The following is a 14981-nucleotide window of genomic DNA, read 5'->3' on the forward strand; positions in this document are numbered from 1 at the left end:
TATCAGTCCCACACAGGAGCCAGGCCATCAGGGCTGACTTCTCGCCCATTTCGCTCCAGCGCAGCGATCAGCGCCATGTCTTCGGCATCCAGCTTGAGGTCGCGCGCCAGCAGGTTGCTGGCCAGGTTCTCGCGCTTGGTGGACGACGGAATCACCGCATAGCCCAGCTGCAGCGCCCAGGCCAGGGCCACCTGCGCCACCGTGGCGCTGTGCTTGGCCGCGATCTGCGCCAGCACCGGGTCCTTGAGCACCTTGCCGTAGGCCAGTGTCATGTACGAAGTGACCTGAATGCCCTGCTCCTTGAGGAAGCTCGTCAACTTCCAGCCTCGCAGATAGGGGCTCAGCTCGATCTGGTTGGTGGCGATCTGGTCCCTACCCACAGCGGCGATGGCCTGCTTGGTCAGTTCGATGTTGAAGTTGGAGATACCGATCTGGCGGGTCAGGCCCTTGGCCTTGGCCTCGGCCAGCGCCTCCATGTACTCGGACAGCTCCACGCCGTTGCCGGGTGCGGGCCAGTGGATCAGGGTCAGGTCCACATAGTCGGTACGCAGCTTCTTCAGGCTGTCTTGCAGGCTGGGGATCAGCTTGGCGCGGCTGTAGTTATCGGTCCAGATCTTGGTCGTGACGAACAGATCGCCACGTGCCACGCCGCTCTCGGCAATCGCCTGACCGACTTCGGCTTCGTTGCCATAGATCTGAGCCGTGTCGACAGCGCGGTAACCCACATCGAGTGCATTACGCACGGAATCGATCACGGTCTGACCGGAGAGGCGGAAGGTACCGACGCCGAAGGAAGGAATATGGCTCATGAAATAACTCCTGAATGAGATTGAAGACGGCAGCCAGTCCTGAGCTTGCATGTCTGCTATCAGGCCAGGCTTTTCCGATGCCTGAAGTTTGCCCAACCCATATTTGTAGATTAAGCCCTGTATTTCACAAATTCTTTTGAAATAAAATCAAATATAAAAACTCGAATCTTGCGCCAGCAGTGACCAGTCTTCATCATCTTTGATAGCAACACGTGCCCCACCAGACATGGCTGCCATGCCCGCCGCGGGAATGCTGGCTTGGGTGCCATCGGCAATCACCAACAGTCGTTCCACCAAGGTGAATTCGGCAATGCGCCGGTGACCGGGGCAAACAGAGCCACAGACGAGCTCCCAGGGCGATGCACTCGGTTGATATTTGCAAATCAAGCCTGGCATCTCCTCAATTTTCTTGAACTGAATTCAACAATGAAGACCACGCTCGATGAATTGCAGGCCTTTGTGGCCGTCGTGGACACGGGGTCCATCACCGCAGCTTCGGAGCTGCTGGGCCTGACAATTTCGGCTACCAGCCGCACGCTGGGGCGTCTGGAAGAAAAGCTGCAGACCACGCTGCTGCGCCGCACCACCAGACGTCTGGAACTCACTGAGGAAGGCGCCACCTTCTTGCAGCATGCCCGTGCCATTCTTGCATCGGTGGACGAAGCGGAGGAGCTGATGGCGGCGCGGCGCATGCGGCCGGCGGGAAGATTGCGTGTCGATGCAGCCACCCCTTTCATGCTGCATGTGCTGGTGCCGCTGATTGAGGGATTTCGTACGCGCTACCCCGAGGTGGAGCTGGAGCTGAACTCCAACGAAGGCATCATCGACCTGCTCGAAAGGCGCACCGACGTAGCATTTCGCATCGGCGTGCTCAAGGACTCCACGCTGCACGCCCGCCCTGTGGGCATCAGTCGCATTCGCGTGCTGGCCAGCCCGGCCTATCTCAAGCGCCGCGGCATGCCCGCCAGTCCGACACAGCTCGCCCAGCACAGCCTGCTGGGCTTTACCCAGCCCGAGTCGCTCAACGACTGGCCGCTGCGCGACGCCGACGGCAACGCCGTGCGCATTCGCCCGGACATTGCCTCCTCCAGTGGCGAGACACTCCGGCAAATGGCGCTGGCCGGCCTGGGCATAGTCTGCCTGTCGGACTTCATGACCCGCGCAGACCGCGAGCAAGGAAATCTGGTGCAGTTGTTTGGCAAGCAGACACTGGACATCTGCCAGCCCGTCAATGCGGTCTACTATCGAAACACCGCACTGGCGGCGCGCATCACCTGCTTTGTGGACCATGTGGTGGAAACGCTGGGCAGCCGTCCCTTCGGGACCTGAGCGGCGCAAGCCGGCGAATCAAAGACGATGGCGGCTGTCATACCTGTGTCGCGATGACGCTGCGCAATGGGCCTGCAGCGCAGCACTTGCAGCGAGACTGTACCGCCGCAGCCCCGGCACGGGCTGCGCTGCTTTTGACTTGAACGCCGTGACTGAACGGTTTGCTTAGGGAGGTGCATGTGATCAGCATTTTGGGCATCGTTCTTTCACTCGGTCTGCTCATCACTTTGGCCTATCGCGGCGTCAGCGTGCTGCTGCTGGCACCACTGACAGCCCTGCTGGCCGTGGCCTTCGGTGCACCGGAGCTGATGCTGGCCAGCTACACCCAGATCTTCATGCTCAGCCTTGGCGGCTTTGTCATCGCCTACTTTCCGCTGTTCTTGCTGGGCGCAGTCTTCGGCAAGCTGATGGAAGCCTCGGGGGCAGCTCACATCATTGCCCAGGGCATTGCGGCAGCACTGGGCGAGCGGCGCGCCATACTCGCCGTGGTGCTGGCCTGCGCCGTTCTCACCTACGGCGGTGTTTCCCTGTTTGTCGTGGCCTTTGCGGTGTACCCCATCGCCCAGGCGCTTTTCCGGCGTGCCGACATCCCGCGCCGCCTCATGCCGGCCACGATTGCGCTGGGAGCCTTTACCTTCACCATGACGGCGCTGCCCGGCACGCCGGCCATCCAGAACGCGATTCCCATGCCCTATTTCGGCACCACGCCGTTTGCCGCGCCGGGACTGGGCCTGATCGCCGCAGCCGTGATGCTGATGCTCGGCCTGTGGTGGCTGCACTGGCGCAGCGCGCGGGCGCGCGCCAGAGGCGAAGGCTTTACCGCCGAGGATGAAGCCCAGCAGCCGGCGGACGAACCTGCTCCAGAAGCAGAGGCCGCCCCCAGCCATCTGGAGCTGGGCAAGGCCTTGCTGCCTGTTGCCGTGGTGATCGCTCTGAACTATCTTTTATCGGTGCATGTGCTTGCAGGGTTGGACACGCGCTATCTGGCCGAAGCCCGTTTCGGCGCCACCAGCATCGAGGCGCTGCGCGGCATCTGGGCCGTGATTTCGGCCCTGACCGCGGCAATCTGCCTGCTGGTTGCCCTGTGGTGGGGCCGCCTGCCACAGCTCAAGCAACTGCTCGACGAAGGAGCCAGCGCCTCGGCCCTGCCGCTGCTGAACACAGCCTCCCAGGTCGGTTATGGAGCGGTCATAGCCTCGCTGGCAGGCTTCACGCTGATACGCGATGCGGTGCTGAATATCTACCCGGACAACCCGCTGATCTCGATGTCGATCGCCATCAATGTTCTGGCCGGCATCACCGGCTCGGCCTCGGGCGGCATGAGCATTGCCCTGCAGACCCTGGGCAGCACCTGGCTGCAGATGGGCGAGGCTGCAGGCCTGTCGCCCCAGTTGCTGCACCGCGTCACGGCCGTCGCCACGGGCGGGCTGGACACCTTGCCGCACAACGGCGCCGTCATCACCCTGCTGGGCATCTGCCGGCTCACACATCGCCAGTCCTATCTGGACATTGCCATGGTGGCCATCGTCCCGGCCGTCGCTGCCCTTGCCGTCATCGTGGCGCTGGGCAGCCTGTTTGGCAGCTTCTGACCTCAGGCTCCCGGGATAAGGACCCAGGTATTTGCGCATCACGCAGGCCCGCTGGCGGCGGGAACTCCGGCCGCGCCCGTATGATCCCAACCCCTATGCCTCAAAACACCGTCCAAGCATCCTCCTCGCAACATGGCTTGCGCGCCCTCTGGCGCCAGCGTGGAGCGGGTGCCTGGCTGCTGTGGCCGCTATCGCTACTCTATGGAGTGCTGCAGGCCTGGAACGCCAAGCGCATGCTCGGCCACCAGCAAAGCACGGGTCTGCCAGTCATCGTCGTCGGCAATGTGATTGCGGGCGGCGCGGGCAAGACCCCCGTGACTCAGGCCGTGGTGGCCCACCTCAAGGCCAGGGGCTGGCAGCCGGCCATCATCTCGCGCGGCTATGGCCGCAGCATAGAGAAAGGGCAGGATTGCCGTGAGGCTCTGCCGGACAGCCCCGCCAGCGAGGTCGGCGACGAGCCCGCCCTGCTTGCGCGCAGCACCGGCGTGCCGGTCTTTGTCGCCTCCAGGCGCCTGGAGGCGGCGCAAGCGCTGCGCCAGCGCTACCCGCAGGTCGACGTGATCGTAAGCGACGACGGCCTGCAACATCTGGCGCTGGCACGCGATGTGGAGCTGTGCGTCTTCAATGATGAAGGAGTCGGCAACGGCTTTCTGCTGCCCGCAGGCCCGTTGCGCGAGCCCTGGCCTCGCCCGGTGACGGCCACACTACATGCCGGCCAGCCGCCCCGGCCACTGGGCTCTTCACCGGCGTTCGCGCTGCAGCGCAGCCTGGCCGACACCGCCCACAATGGCCATGGCCAGAGCATCCCGCTGCGCAGTCTGGCCGCTCAGAGCCCGGAGGCCGTGGCCGCCGTGGCACGCCCCGAGTCCTTTTTTGCCATGCTGGCCGCCCAGGGCATCACTCCGGCAGCAACCCAGGCCCTGCCCGATCACTATGATTTCGAGAGCTTCTCGCGCACGCTGGAAAATGACAAACCCTTGATTTGCACCGAAAAAGATGCCGTCAAGCTCTGGCGCAGCCATCCTGAAGCCTGGGCCGTGCCCCTTAAGCTGCAGCTGCCGCAGGCCTTCTGGGAGCTGCTGGATGCGCAGCTGGCCAAGGCCAACGCCAATATTCGCCGCGATGGCAAGCCAGCCTGACTATCATTGAGCCTATGGATCAACGACGTTTGATCACCTCTTTTTGCAGCGCCAGTTCACTGCTGGCGCCCTCATCCCGTTTTGCAGGAATACTCCATGGACGCCAAACTTCTCGAACTGCTGGTCTGCCCCGTCACCAAGGGCCCGCTGCGCTTTGACCGCGAGCATCAGGAGCTGATCAGCCACAGCGCGCGTCTGGCCTATCCCGTGCGCGACGGCATCCCGGTGCTGCTGGAAAACGAAGCCCGCACCCTGTCCGACGACGAGCTGGAAGAAGAAAAGCAATAAGCCATGAGCTATACGGTACTGATCCCGGCCCGCCTATCCTCGACCCGTCTGCCCGGCAAGCCCCTGGCTGATATTGCCGGCCTGCCCATGGTGGTGCGCGTGGCCCAGCGCGCGGCTCTGGCCGGCGCAGCCCGCTGCGTGGTGGCGGCCGACGACGAGAGCATTGTGGCGGCCTGCGCCCAGCATGGCGTCCAGGCCATCCTGACCCGCAAGGATCATCCAAGCGGCAGCGACCGTCTGGCCGAAGCCTGTGCGCAACTGGGCCTGTCCGGTGACGATGTGGTCGTCAATGTGCAGGGCGACGAGCCGCTGATCGACCCCAAGCTGATCGAGGCTGTGGCGCAACTGCTGCTGGCCCGTCCCGAAGCCAGCATGGGCACGGCGGCTCATCCTATTGATAGCCTGACGGATTACCGCAACCCGAATGTGGTGAAGGTTGTCTGTGACGCCAAGGGTCTGGCCAGCTATTTCAGCCGCGCACCCATCCCCTGCTCACGCGACCACGGCGATGAAGCCTGGTGGCAGACGGCGGCCCCCAGGACCGGTCACACAGGTTTCACACCGCTGCGCCATATTGGCATCTACAGCTACAAGGCCGGTTTTCTGCGCGAGTTCCCGCAACTCGCGCCCGCCCCCACCGAAGCCATGGAGCAGCTGGAGCAGCTGCGCGCCCTCTGGCACGGCCACCGCATTGCCGTGCATATCACGCCTGATGCACCGGGTGCCGGCGTTGACACGCCCGAAGACCTGGAGCGTGTGCGCGCTGTTTTTGCTGGTTGAAAAAAGACCTGCGCACTTTGGCGACACCAGTCCGCAGGCTGTCTTCATCCGGGGCCGCTCACGCATCAAGCCGGCAGCTGCCCAGTCCGCGCGCGCCACCCCAAAGGGCCCTGGGCCAGTCCAGGAAAGCGCTGATCGCTATACTTTCCGCATAGTCCGAATAGCATATGTAACGGCTTCGGCACCTGGATTACAACTACAGCAATCGCGTTTGCAGCGGATACATGCCTTCAATTGGCCGCACTTGTGACAGCCTTGACTGAATTGTGTAAGCCTGTGTTGGTCTTGTGCGTGCTATCCTTGCCCGCGAAAAAATACGGCCCGGGGACTACGGACGACCACCCGTCTGCCTGGGCCAGCAAGAATTTCTACTCTCCTCAAGGATTTCCATGAAACTGATTTTGTTGGGTGCACCCGGCGCCGGCAAAGGCACTCAGGCGGCCTTTATTTGCCAAAAGTACGGTATCCCTCAAATCTCCACGGGCGACATGCTGCGCGCCGCCGTCAAGGCTGGCACCCCTCTGGGTCTGCAAGCCAAGGCCGTGATGGACGCCGGCCAGCTGGTCAGCGACGATCTGATCATCAACCTGGTCAAGGAACGCATTGCTCAGCCCGACTGCGCCAAGGGCTTCCTGTTTGACGGCTTCCCCCGCACCATCCCCCAGGCCGATGCCATGAAGGCCGCCGGCGTGAAGCTGGACTATGTGCTGGAAATCGATGTGCCCTTCGACGCCATCATCGAACGCATGAGCGGCCGCCGCAGCCACCCCGCCTCGGGCCGCACCTACCACGTCAAGTTCAACCCCCCCAAGGTGGAAGGCAAGGACGACGTGACCGGTGAAGACCTGGTTCAGCGCGAAGACGACAAGGAAGAAACCGTCAAGAAGCGCCTGGACGTCTACAGCAGCCAGACACGTCCTCTGGTGGACTACTACAGCAACTGGGCCAAGGCCGATGCAGCAGCGGCGCCCAAGTACCGCGCCATCAGCGGCACAGGCAGCGTTGAAGAGATCACCGAACGCGCTTTGGCCGCTCTGGCTTCCTGATCGCACTGTTCACTCGCTCATGGCGCCTTGCCGACTTTTGGCGGTCGGGCATCTCTGGGCAAAAAGGCCGGTGTCTTCACCGGCCTTTTTTATTCTCGAACCTCAGGCTCCCTGCCGTTCGGCCGGAGTCCATCCGATGCGGGCAAACTGCACCAAGGTGGAGTTGGCGCCATCAATATTCATAGCCATCTGCGCTCATAATCATTAGTTTTTAGATAAAAAACATCATAAATTCTAGGTAACACGCAGGATAGAAGCTCTCAGAATAAGAGCATCAACCCAATTCGCGAGGCCAACCCATCAGCTCCAGCATCAGGCTGATTCTGGCCTTGGCCGCAGGTAGGCTGCTCACATGGCCATCCCCCGCTCTCTCGGCCTGCACCACCTGCCCCTCCTCGCACCGGGTCGTGATGCGCAAAGCCATGCTCTGCACCTGCGCCCAGTCCAGGGCTGCCCCCAATGCCTGATGGACCGTGCCATTTCCCGTGCCCACCACCACCACGGCACGCACGCCTGCCGCATGCCAGGCCTGCATCACCGCCAGCGCCACGGCACTGTTGCAGCCCGCATGGCTGTGCAGCAACTCCACCTGGGGCCATTGACCTGCGGGCGGTAAAGCGATTGCAGGCAAGCCAGCCGCAGCAGCCCTAGGCAGCCCGCCCGTTGCCCAGCGCACCCGTCCCTCTTCCACCCAGCCCTGCGGGCCGGTGCCACTGCCATCAAAGGCATCCACACGGTAAGGATGCACCTTGCGCACCTGGCGCGCACTGAACACCCGGCCCGCCACCACGGCAAGCACACCGCGGCCAGCAGCTTGCGTATCGGCCGCACAGGCCACGGCATCGCGCAGATTGCCGGGGCCATCGGCCGAGATGGCTGTGGCCGGGCGCATGGCACAGGTCAACACCACGGGCTTTGCCGGGCGCAGAACACATTGCAGAAACCAGGCGGTTTCCTCCAGCGTGTCCGTGCCGTGGGTAATGACGATGCCGCTTACATCATCACGCGCGAGCAACTCGGCACATCGCAGCGCGAGTGCATGCCAGGTCGCGTGATCCATATCCTTGCTGTCCAGCTGCGCCAGCTGCTCCGTCTGCAGCGACGCAGCAGCAACGCGTTCCAGGTCCGGCACGGCCTGCAGCATCTGAGCCACGCCCAGCTGGGCCGCACGGTAGCCCACACTGGTGCCAGCCTGCTCGGCGACACCGGCAATCGTGCCACCGGTGCCCAGGATGACGATATTTTTGTCACGTTCCACTTGCAGTCCTCTTCAAACTGATTAAAAATACAGGTACTGGATGAACACACAGTATTCATCATCGATCGATCAAGGAATGCCCATGGACCACCCCAAGCTCACTCCCCGCCAGCAGCAGATTCTGGACCTCATCCAGTCCAGCATCGCTCGCACGGGTGCGCCCCCTACCCGGGCCGAGATTGCCAGCACCTTTGGCTTCAAGTCGGCCAATGCTGCAGAAGAGCATTTGCAGGCACTGGCCCGCAAGGGCGTCATAGATCTGGTCAGCGGCACATCGCGCGGCATTCGCCTGCGCGCCGATACCGTGCGCACCATCAATGCGGCACGCGGCACCAGCTTTGCGCTGCCGCTCACGGCCCTGGCCCCGCTGGTGCTTCCCCTGGTCGGCCGCGTCGCTGCCGGCTCGCCTATTCTGGCCCAGGAACATATCGATCAAAGCTATTCGGTCGAGCCCAGCCTGTTTGCCGCCAAGCCTGATTACCTGCTCAAGGTCCGCGGCATGTCCATGCGTGACGCGGGCATCATGGACGGCGACCTGCTGGCGGTACAGGCTACGCATGAAGCGCGCAACGGCCAGATTGTGGTGGCCCGCCTCGGTGACGACGTGACCGTCAAGCGCTTCAAGCGCACGCCTCAGGGCATCGAGCTGCTGCCCGAGAACCCCGACTACAAGATCATTCACGTCGATCCTGAAGAGCCATTCGCCATCGAAGGCCTGGCCGTAGGCCTTATCCGCAACAGCATGTTCATGTAACGGGCGACGGCGTCCCTCCGTCCATGCAGCGGAGGCACCGAGCCTCTTTCCCTCTCAAGCCCAGGTGGTAGGCGCGAAGCCGTTGAGCTTCGCCCTGGGCGGAGCTTTGCCTGAAGAACGCAATCCTGCCTTTATCCATGCCGCAAGGTCATCAAAGGAGTTGCCAAATGGGATTCGCCACATCACTGCAGTCTTTGACACGCCGGACCCTGAAAAGCCTGTCGTCCATGCAATCTTTCCCCCCGGACTTGCGTTGCGGCGAGGACGGCGCAGCCGTCACGCAGCCTGCGTCCCTCAATGCCCGTGGGCCGAAGGCGACGCGGATCGGCATTCCTTTCATGCGCGCCAACCGCAGCTGCGGCCGTCTCGCCGGCCATGCGCTTCGCATTCAGTCCGTTGCAGCCGCCCAGCTACATGTGCCGATGACCGCCGAACCTGCGCAGGTCGGCGCTCCGCGACTGCTCAAGATCGTGCAGCGTGAGCCGCGCAGTCAGCCCGAATGCCTGCTGATCTCGGGCCGCATGGCCGATGTCTGCGCCGCGCTGGAGCGTATGGCACTCCATGAGCAAACAGCCCCGCAAGTCTGAAAGCACAGTGAGGTTTGACGGCCTCACTTATGCAGCCCCGAGCCCGACACGCGATAGGCCTGCAGGCGGAGCAACAAAGCTTCCATATGCATCCAGCAGGAAGCCATTTCAGCGCTCTTGGCCCATTGGCTGGCAGATATGACGCCAGACGACTCTGCCAGCAGTGCATAGGCGAAAAACTCGATATTGCCAGAGCAGACCCTCTGCCTTGGCGCCGAACGATCTGGATCGCCATGTAAATTTTTTACTGATGCTCTGCCGGGGTCTGTCCGCCGAAACGCATTTCGCACAAGCCTCGCAGCCTTCTAAACTCCTTGTCAGGCGCGAATATGCGTCAGAGCGGATACCCGGATCAGGGTATTGCGGCACCTCTTCGACAGTGGAAACATTCATATACACATGTCAACGAGGGCGTCTTATGAGTGCCTACCGCAAGCTCTTGCAGCACATACAGGCCAAAGACGCCAATGGGAACCTGCGCCTGATTCTGGTCTATCAGAGCTTTGATGAGGTCGACATGCCGCATGGCGTCTCCATACGCCCGTCTGCCATTTACTTTGAAACTGCCGATCACCAGGAGGTCAACTGGCTCAATCCACAGCAGTTCGAGATAGAGGCCACTGGCGAAATCCTCAATCGCGTTCCTCCTTCGCCCGAGGAATGAGACAACTCGACGCGACCGCCCCGTTACAGAGTCTTACCTCCTGTCTACAACTCTGCTGCATTCAAGAACTAGGCATTGCGCGGCTTGAAATATTGGAATAAATTGATTCTCAGGCACATCTTCCGGCATCAGGAGGCTGAACATGTTCAAGCACCTGCTCATTCCCACCGATGGCACCAAACTGTCAGAGGCTGCCGTGCGTGCTGGCGTTCTGCTTGCGCGTGAACAAGGCGCCAAGGTGACCGGCCTTTATGTCATGCCCGATTACCGCGCCATCATCTACGGCGCGGACGCACTGCTGACTTACAACAGCGCAGAGTTCGAGCGAAGTGCCAACAGCGATGCAGATGCGGCTTTGCAGTTCGTTGACCAGATTGCCAGACCTGAAGGCGTACCCTGCAACTTTGTGCGAGTCACCCACGCCTCTGTCTACCAAGCCATTGTTCAGCAGGCACAGGAATTGCAATGCGACCTGATTTGCATGGCTTCACACGGTCGCAAAGGTATCGGCGGAATTTTGCTGGGCAGCGAAACCCAGCGCGTTCTGACGCACAGCCATATCCCGGTGCTTGTACACCGGCCCGCCTCCACCGGCAAACATTAAGGAGCCAGAAATATCGAATAGCAGTCCTGCATGTCGCACGCTTGCCTTGATACAAGATGAGCAAGCGACTTGCAAGTCATGGCTGCAAAATGCAGGCCAGCCAGTCAGGAGTTGCTGGCCGCTCCCGATGGGGCAACCTGTCAACCGTTCAAACGCGTCAGCAACAGTGCAAGAGCGATAAACGGCGATTGAGGCCAAAGTACGCCTCTGCCAAATATTCAAATGCATTGACTGTGTGAGCTGCAGAACCGGATCGAGAGGACCCCGAAACTTGCCCGCCTTGCGCGGGCATTTTTTTGGCTGCTAGGCACATCGCTCCGATACTTCTCCCAATCGCTCACGATGCCCAGGCAAGGTGAACAGAATCTGGAGATTCTGCGAGTCCATTTGCTGCACCACGATGGAGCCGTCTTCGTGCAGATAGATCCGCACAGTGCGTGCATCATCCAGATCCCAGTGCGCAACGCTCGTATTCACCCCCCGCCAGCCATGCTCCTCGCACAGCCGACGCCGGCGCAAGGCCTTCAAAAATTCCTGCGAAGCACCAAGCTCTGCATTGGTTTGCACCCAACTGTCGATCACCAACTCATAAGCCATCTGCTGCGTATGGCAAGGCTTGGCCAGCTTCATGTGCCTGATCCAGGCATCTAGACGGGAGGCAAAAGTGTATTGCAGGTGGTGGGACATGGGCTTTTTTGAATTCAGTAGGGCACAGGGCTAGATCGCCACTTGCGCATCAAAAATCAGAATTTTCCTACGCCCAATTTACCGAAAAGTGCAGCAGAAACAAAATCTACATCACCAATAGGTTCAGGGTTTAACACTGCTTGATGACTGGCCTGAGAGACAACTGGCAAAGCGCGACTGGCCAGAGCCACGGTGAACCCTGAGCCTGCACGGCGACATATCTCAAGGATTGGATAAGCTGGCTTTTGGATGCTTGTCAGCTGCTCAGCCACCGCATTGCCAAGTATTTCGGGAGTACCTACCGATGACTTGCCTGTTGGAATTCAGGCAAGGCGATTCAGCCCTGCTTTCGATGATTCAGGCCTAGAGCATCGTCTTCCTGAAATTCAATGCGCCCCTCTAAAAATTGTCATCATCAGGCGACTTCTACGCTCAAACCCATGCCGGCTCAGAATAGATTTCATTAAAAAAATCTATCTTTTCACTCAGTTACTTAGCACGGCCACTTCATCAAAAAAAGATGACAGCGGCACCGGCAAAGCACCTCCCCAGCGCTTCAGAGAAGCTCACACAGCAGATCTGCTCTGTCCATTAGCGCGATCTGTAAGTGCCTACATACTTCCTTACATCCGCTTGATACAACATCAGTCAAATGCAATGAAATGTCAGCTCGCAGGTCCTGCGGCAAGTCGTTGAGCACCAGGGAGTGTCGTCATGAGAAAAGTTAATCCTGCCGCCAAGAACGCGAACCGCGCTTTTGTCCGTCTGCACACGTATGTGACCAAGCAATTCGACTGGGATCTCTTCACCAAGGACTACCGGGTAGTCCTGCACACAGACGAGGACGGAGGCGTCACCCTCTATATCGTCAAGGTCTTCGACAAGGATGGACAGCCTGCCGCACTAGGCCCAAAGATCCCTAACCAGATTACGTTCTCTTACCGTCAGGCTCCCATCATGTCGGTATGGACAGAGTTCTTTAACGACGGCAAATTCAGTTGGCGCAATGTCTCCTGCCGCTAGGGCGCGGCGGCGGTGGAGGATGGTGGCTTGGCTGTCGGCATAGACACCCGCCGCAGCGCCAGGAGCGCCATCCTGTCCAACACATTCAGGAGAGTTGCATGACCCGCTTCCAACCGATGCTTGCAACTGCTGCCCTGCTCAGTCTCATGACGCTACATCTCAGCAGCAGCTCCATGGCACAGGCCGCCTTTACAACCCCGGGCGGCTACACCAACTCCTACAGCGGCCAGATCACGGGCAACGGTATCGTGCAATACGGGCTCGAAACACGGCCCTTCCAGCGCATGACCGTCACGCTCAACACCAACAACCCGTCCAGCCAGATGAACGTCTTCAAGGACGGCTCTGCCCAGCCTCTATGCCAAGGCTCGGCCAACAACAACATCTGCACCTTCCGCATCGAGCGTGGTGCCAGCTATCGCGTGCTGATCTTCCTCACGCGTGAAGCCGCCCAGCGTGGCGAAAGCGCACGCTTTACGCTCACCACCGAAGAAAGCACCTGACAGCTTGACTGCCGTCAAGAACCCCTCAGTCCATGGCTTGTAAACTGGCTTCAACAAATTCAAAGTGAAAGCCCGTTACACGATATGGAAAACTTTCCCAAGGACATCTACACCGAGCCCACGCCCGATGTGAATACCCTGGCCAACCTCGGCCCCCTCACCGGCATGGCCGGCATCTGGACCGGCAAGCGCGGCCTGGATATCAACCCCAAGGCTGACGGCCCCGAAAAGCAGGCCTTTATCGAGCACATGGAGTGCCAGCCTATCGATGCGCAAACCAACGGCCCACAGCTCTTCTATGGCCTGCGCTACCACACACGCATCGTCAAGCCCGATGACGTGGAAACCTTTCACGACCAGGTCGGTTACTGGCTGTGGGAGCCTGCCACCGGCAACATCATCCAGACCCTGACCATCCCGCGCGGACAGACCGCCATGGCCACGGGCAAGACCACGGCCGACGCCACCAGCTTCACTCTCAGGGCCGAGCGCGGCTCCACCGTCAACGGTATCTCCAGCAACCCGTTTCTGGAGCATGCCTTCAGAACCGACGCCTATACCATCACCGTCACCAAGCACTCGGACGGCACCTGGTCGTACGAGCAGGAAACCACGTTGACCATCCCCGGCCAGAGCAAGTCTTTTTCCCATACCGACCGCAACACCTTGCACAAGATTGGCGAGCCCACGCCCAACCCAACGGCAAGGGCCGCAGTTGAAATCTGATTAGCGCTCTCAAAGGACTCCACGCCCTGGCCGAATTCACTGGCTCCGCAGGGCGCACACTCCCCGATTACCGCATCGCCCGCGATGGCCTTAAGCTGCTGACCATGGACCTTACGGGCAAGAAGGTGCTTGCCTTCAAACTGGCTTATATGCATGTGCCTTTCAACGCATGGAGGCCATTCGCCGCAGGCTGCCGGCATTCGGCGCTTGGAGCTGGCCTTCAATCTGGTCGCGAAGGCTGCACCGCGCTGCGTTCAAGACCTCTATACAGGGCGATGCCGACAAATGGCAGCACAGCAGCCACCTGCCCAACCTGAATTACGGCCGCCCCACCCTGCGCCATGTACCGCCGGTTGTGACCGAGCTGAGGCCGGCCTCCTTCGACAGCCTGCCATGGCGCATTGCCGACGGCGAGATCATCGGTTCGACCGATGCCCAACTGGCCAGGCTGGCAACAGCCGCAGGGCATGCTGCGCATGACGTTCGGATAGTCTGCTTTTGATAGCTTCTAACGCTTTATGGATAAGGGCTTGAGGCGGCTTCTACCTACGCCTTCATGAATTTGATTTCCATCAAGAAACCGTCTGAATACTCATTTCAAGGTGTTGCATTAGCAGCCCTGGAGTGTGAGTATGAGCTCAGTGATCGATCGAATTGATTTGGCAACAAGACGCGCACCTATGCGCAAGGAGGCTGGATATGTTCAAGCACATTTTGATTCCTACGGACGGCTCTAAGCTCTCTGAGGCCGCGCTGCGCGCGGGCATACAACTGGCCAAGGAACAAGGCGCACAGGTGACGGCGCTGTATGTGATGCCGGATTACGCAGCCATGATTTACGGAGCGGAGGCGCTGATCGCCTACAACTCTGCGGAGTTCGACAAGAGCGCCCAGAAGGAAGCAGATCAGGTGTTGCAAGCTGCCCTGGACATTGCCAAGACGGAGGGCGTGGCCTGCCAGACGGTGCGGGTCACGAATATCTCCATCAATCAGGCCATCATCAAGCAGGCGCAGGAGGGTAACTGCGATCTGATCTGCATGGCATCACACGGCCGCAAGGGCATTGCCGGCATTTTGCTGGGCAGTGAGACCCAGCGCGTACTGGTCAACAGCAGCATTCCAGTTCTGGTGCACCGCCCGGTTTAGGCCTGATCGACTGCAGCGCAGCCACTTCCCGGCCGCTCTCACAATGCAA

The 14981-nt window shown here is 60.5% G+C and carries 19 protein-coding genes and 1 pseudogene; 16 read left to right on the plus strand and 4 right to left on the minus strand.

Annotated elements, in window-relative coordinates; genetic code table 11:
- Positions 1 to 2: 2 nt before the first annotated feature.
- Complete coding sequence (gene dkgB / locus MPZ60_RS15145; protein WP_242882046.1) at positions 3 to 809, minus strand: 2,5-didehydrogluconate reductase DkgB; 807 nt, start codon at positions 807 to 809, stop codon at positions 3 to 5.
- A 147-nt stretch (positions 810 to 956) separates the two neighbouring features.
- Positions 957 to 1205 (minus strand): hypothetical protein, encoded by a 249-nt coding sequence (locus tag MPZ60_RS15150; protein WP_131324715.1) that lies wholly within the window; start codon positions 1203 to 1205, stop codon positions 957 to 959.
- A gap of 30 nt (positions 1206 to 1235) precedes the next feature.
- Here MPZ60_RS15150 and MPZ60_RS15155 point away from each other — a divergent pair, with 30 nt between their 5' ends.
- The 6 genes from MPZ60_RS15155 (at position 1236) to adk (ending at position 6980) form a co-directional block, all read left to right on the plus strand.
- On the plus strand, positions 1236 to 2138 hold the full coding sequence (locus MPZ60_RS15155) for a LysR family transcriptional regulator (RefSeq protein WP_034358280.1): 903 nt from the start codon (positions 1236 to 1238) through the stop codon (positions 2136 to 2138).
- Positions 2139 to 2317: 179 nt separating this feature from the next.
- Positions 2318 to 3727 (plus strand): GntP family permease, encoded by a 1410-nt coding sequence (locus MPZ60_RS15160; protein WP_034358606.1) that lies wholly within the window; start codon positions 2318 to 2320, stop codon positions 3725 to 3727.
- 95 nt (positions 3728 to 3822) lie between these two features.
- Positions 3823 to 4866, plus strand: coding sequence for a tetraacyldisaccharide 4'-kinase (lpxK, locus tag MPZ60_RS15165; protein ID WP_034358282.1), 1044 nt, complete (start codon positions 3823 to 3825; stop codon positions 4864 to 4866).
- Positions 4867 to 4962: 96 nt separating this feature from the next.
- Positions 4963 to 5154, plus strand: a complete 192-nt coding sequence (locus tag MPZ60_RS15170) for a Trm112 family protein (RefSeq protein ID WP_003054006.1) — start codon at positions 4963 to 4965, stop codon at positions 5152 to 5154.
- A gap of 3 nt (positions 5155 to 5157) precedes the next feature.
- Entirely contained in the window at positions 5158 to 5934 is a 777-nt protein-coding gene (gene kdsB / locus MPZ60_RS15175; protein WP_034358284.1) for a 3-deoxy-manno-octulosonate cytidylyltransferase, read from the plus strand.
- Positions 5935 to 6323: 389 nt separating this feature from the next.
- Positions 6324 to 6980, plus strand: a complete 657-nt coding sequence (adk, locus tag MPZ60_RS15180) for an adenylate kinase (protein WP_003062884.1) — start codon at positions 6324 to 6326, stop codon at positions 6978 to 6980.
- Between the two features lie 274 nt (positions 6981 to 7254).
- Here adk and MPZ60_RS15185 read toward each other — a convergent pair whose 3' ends face one another.
- Positions 7255 to 8238 (minus strand): asparaginase, encoded by a 984-nt coding sequence (locus MPZ60_RS15185; RefSeq protein WP_080746239.1) that lies wholly within the window; start codon positions 8236 to 8238, stop codon positions 7255 to 7257.
- Positions 8239 to 8320: 82 nt separating this feature from the next.
- Here MPZ60_RS15185 and lexA point away from each other — a divergent pair, with 82 nt between their 5' ends.
- The 4 genes from lexA (at position 8321) to MPZ60_RS15205 (ending at position 10847) form a co-directional block, all read left to right on the plus strand.
- Positions 8321 to 8992, plus strand: a complete 672-nt coding sequence (lexA, locus tag MPZ60_RS15190) for a transcriptional repressor LexA (RefSeq protein WP_034358608.1) — start codon at positions 8321 to 8323, stop codon at positions 8990 to 8992.
- A 227-nt stretch (positions 8993 to 9219) separates the two neighbouring features.
- Entirely contained in the window at positions 9220 to 9579 is a 360-nt protein-coding gene (locus MPZ60_RS15195) for a hypothetical protein (protein WP_224648407.1), read from the plus strand.
- A 418-nt stretch (positions 9580 to 9997) separates the two neighbouring features.
- On the plus strand, positions 9998 to 10243 hold the full coding sequence (locus MPZ60_RS15200; protein WP_034358289.1) for a hypothetical protein: 246 nt from the start codon (positions 9998 to 10000) through the stop codon (positions 10241 to 10243).
- Positions 10244 to 10385: 142 nt separating this feature from the next.
- Positions 10386 to 10847 (plus strand): universal stress protein, encoded by a 462-nt coding sequence (locus MPZ60_RS15205; RefSeq protein WP_034358290.1) that lies wholly within the window; start codon positions 10386 to 10388, stop codon positions 10845 to 10847.
- Between the two features lie 303 nt (positions 10848 to 11150).
- Here the strand turns inward: MPZ60_RS15205 and MPZ60_RS15210 are convergent, their stop codons facing one another.
- Positions 11151 to 11477 carry a hypothetical protein gene (locus MPZ60_RS15210; RefSeq protein ID WP_233425177.1) on the minus strand — a complete coding sequence of 109 codons (327 nt, stop codon included), beginning with the start codon at positions 11475 to 11477 and terminating at the stop codon, positions 11151 to 11153.
- Positions 11478 to 12248: 771 nt separating this feature from the next.
- On the opposite strand from MPZ60_RS15210, the gene MPZ60_RS15215 reads away from it, so the two are divergent.
- From MPZ60_RS15215 to MPZ60_RS15235, 6 genes and pseudogenes are all read left to right on the plus strand, one after another.
- Positions 12249 to 12557: a hypothetical protein gene (locus MPZ60_RS15215; RefSeq protein ID WP_003053988.1), complete on the plus strand. Its 309-nt coding sequence runs from the start codon at positions 12249 to 12251 to the stop codon at positions 12555 to 12557.
- Positions 12558 to 12655: 98 nt separating this feature from the next.
- Positions 12656 to 13060, plus strand: coding sequence for a hypothetical protein (locus tag MPZ60_RS15220; RefSeq protein ID WP_003062872.1), 405 nt, complete (start codon positions 12656 to 12658; stop codon positions 13058 to 13060).
- Positions 13061 to 13144: 84 nt separating this feature from the next.
- The gene (locus MPZ60_RS15225) at positions 13145 to 13786 is read left to right on the plus strand and encodes an FABP family protein (RefSeq protein WP_034358293.1); all 642 of its coding nucleotides are present in this window, start codon (positions 13145 to 13147) and stop codon (positions 13784 to 13786) included.
- Between the two features lie 26 nt (positions 13787 to 13812).
- Positions 13813 to 13929: pseudogene (locus MPZ60_RS25255) on the plus strand (hypothetical protein); the annotation flags it as partial.
- Between the two features lie 26 nt (positions 13930 to 13955).
- Positions 13956 to 14288 (plus strand): hypothetical protein, encoded by a 333-nt coding sequence (locus MPZ60_RS15230; RefSeq protein WP_034358296.1) that lies wholly within the window; start codon positions 13956 to 13958, stop codon positions 14286 to 14288.
- A gap of 197 nt (positions 14289 to 14485) precedes the next feature.
- Positions 14486 to 14932 carry a universal stress protein gene (locus MPZ60_RS15235; RefSeq protein ID WP_003062865.1) on the plus strand — a complete coding sequence of 149 codons (447 nt, stop codon included), beginning with the start codon at positions 14486 to 14488 and terminating at the stop codon, positions 14930 to 14932.
- The last annotated feature ends 49 nt before the right edge of the window (positions 14933 to 14981 follow it).

Source organism: Comamonas sp. 7D-2 (assembly GCF_022749555.1).
Lineage (GTDB): Bacteria > Pseudomonadota > Gammaproteobacteria > Burkholderiales > Burkholderiaceae_C > Comamonas > Comamonas thiooxydans.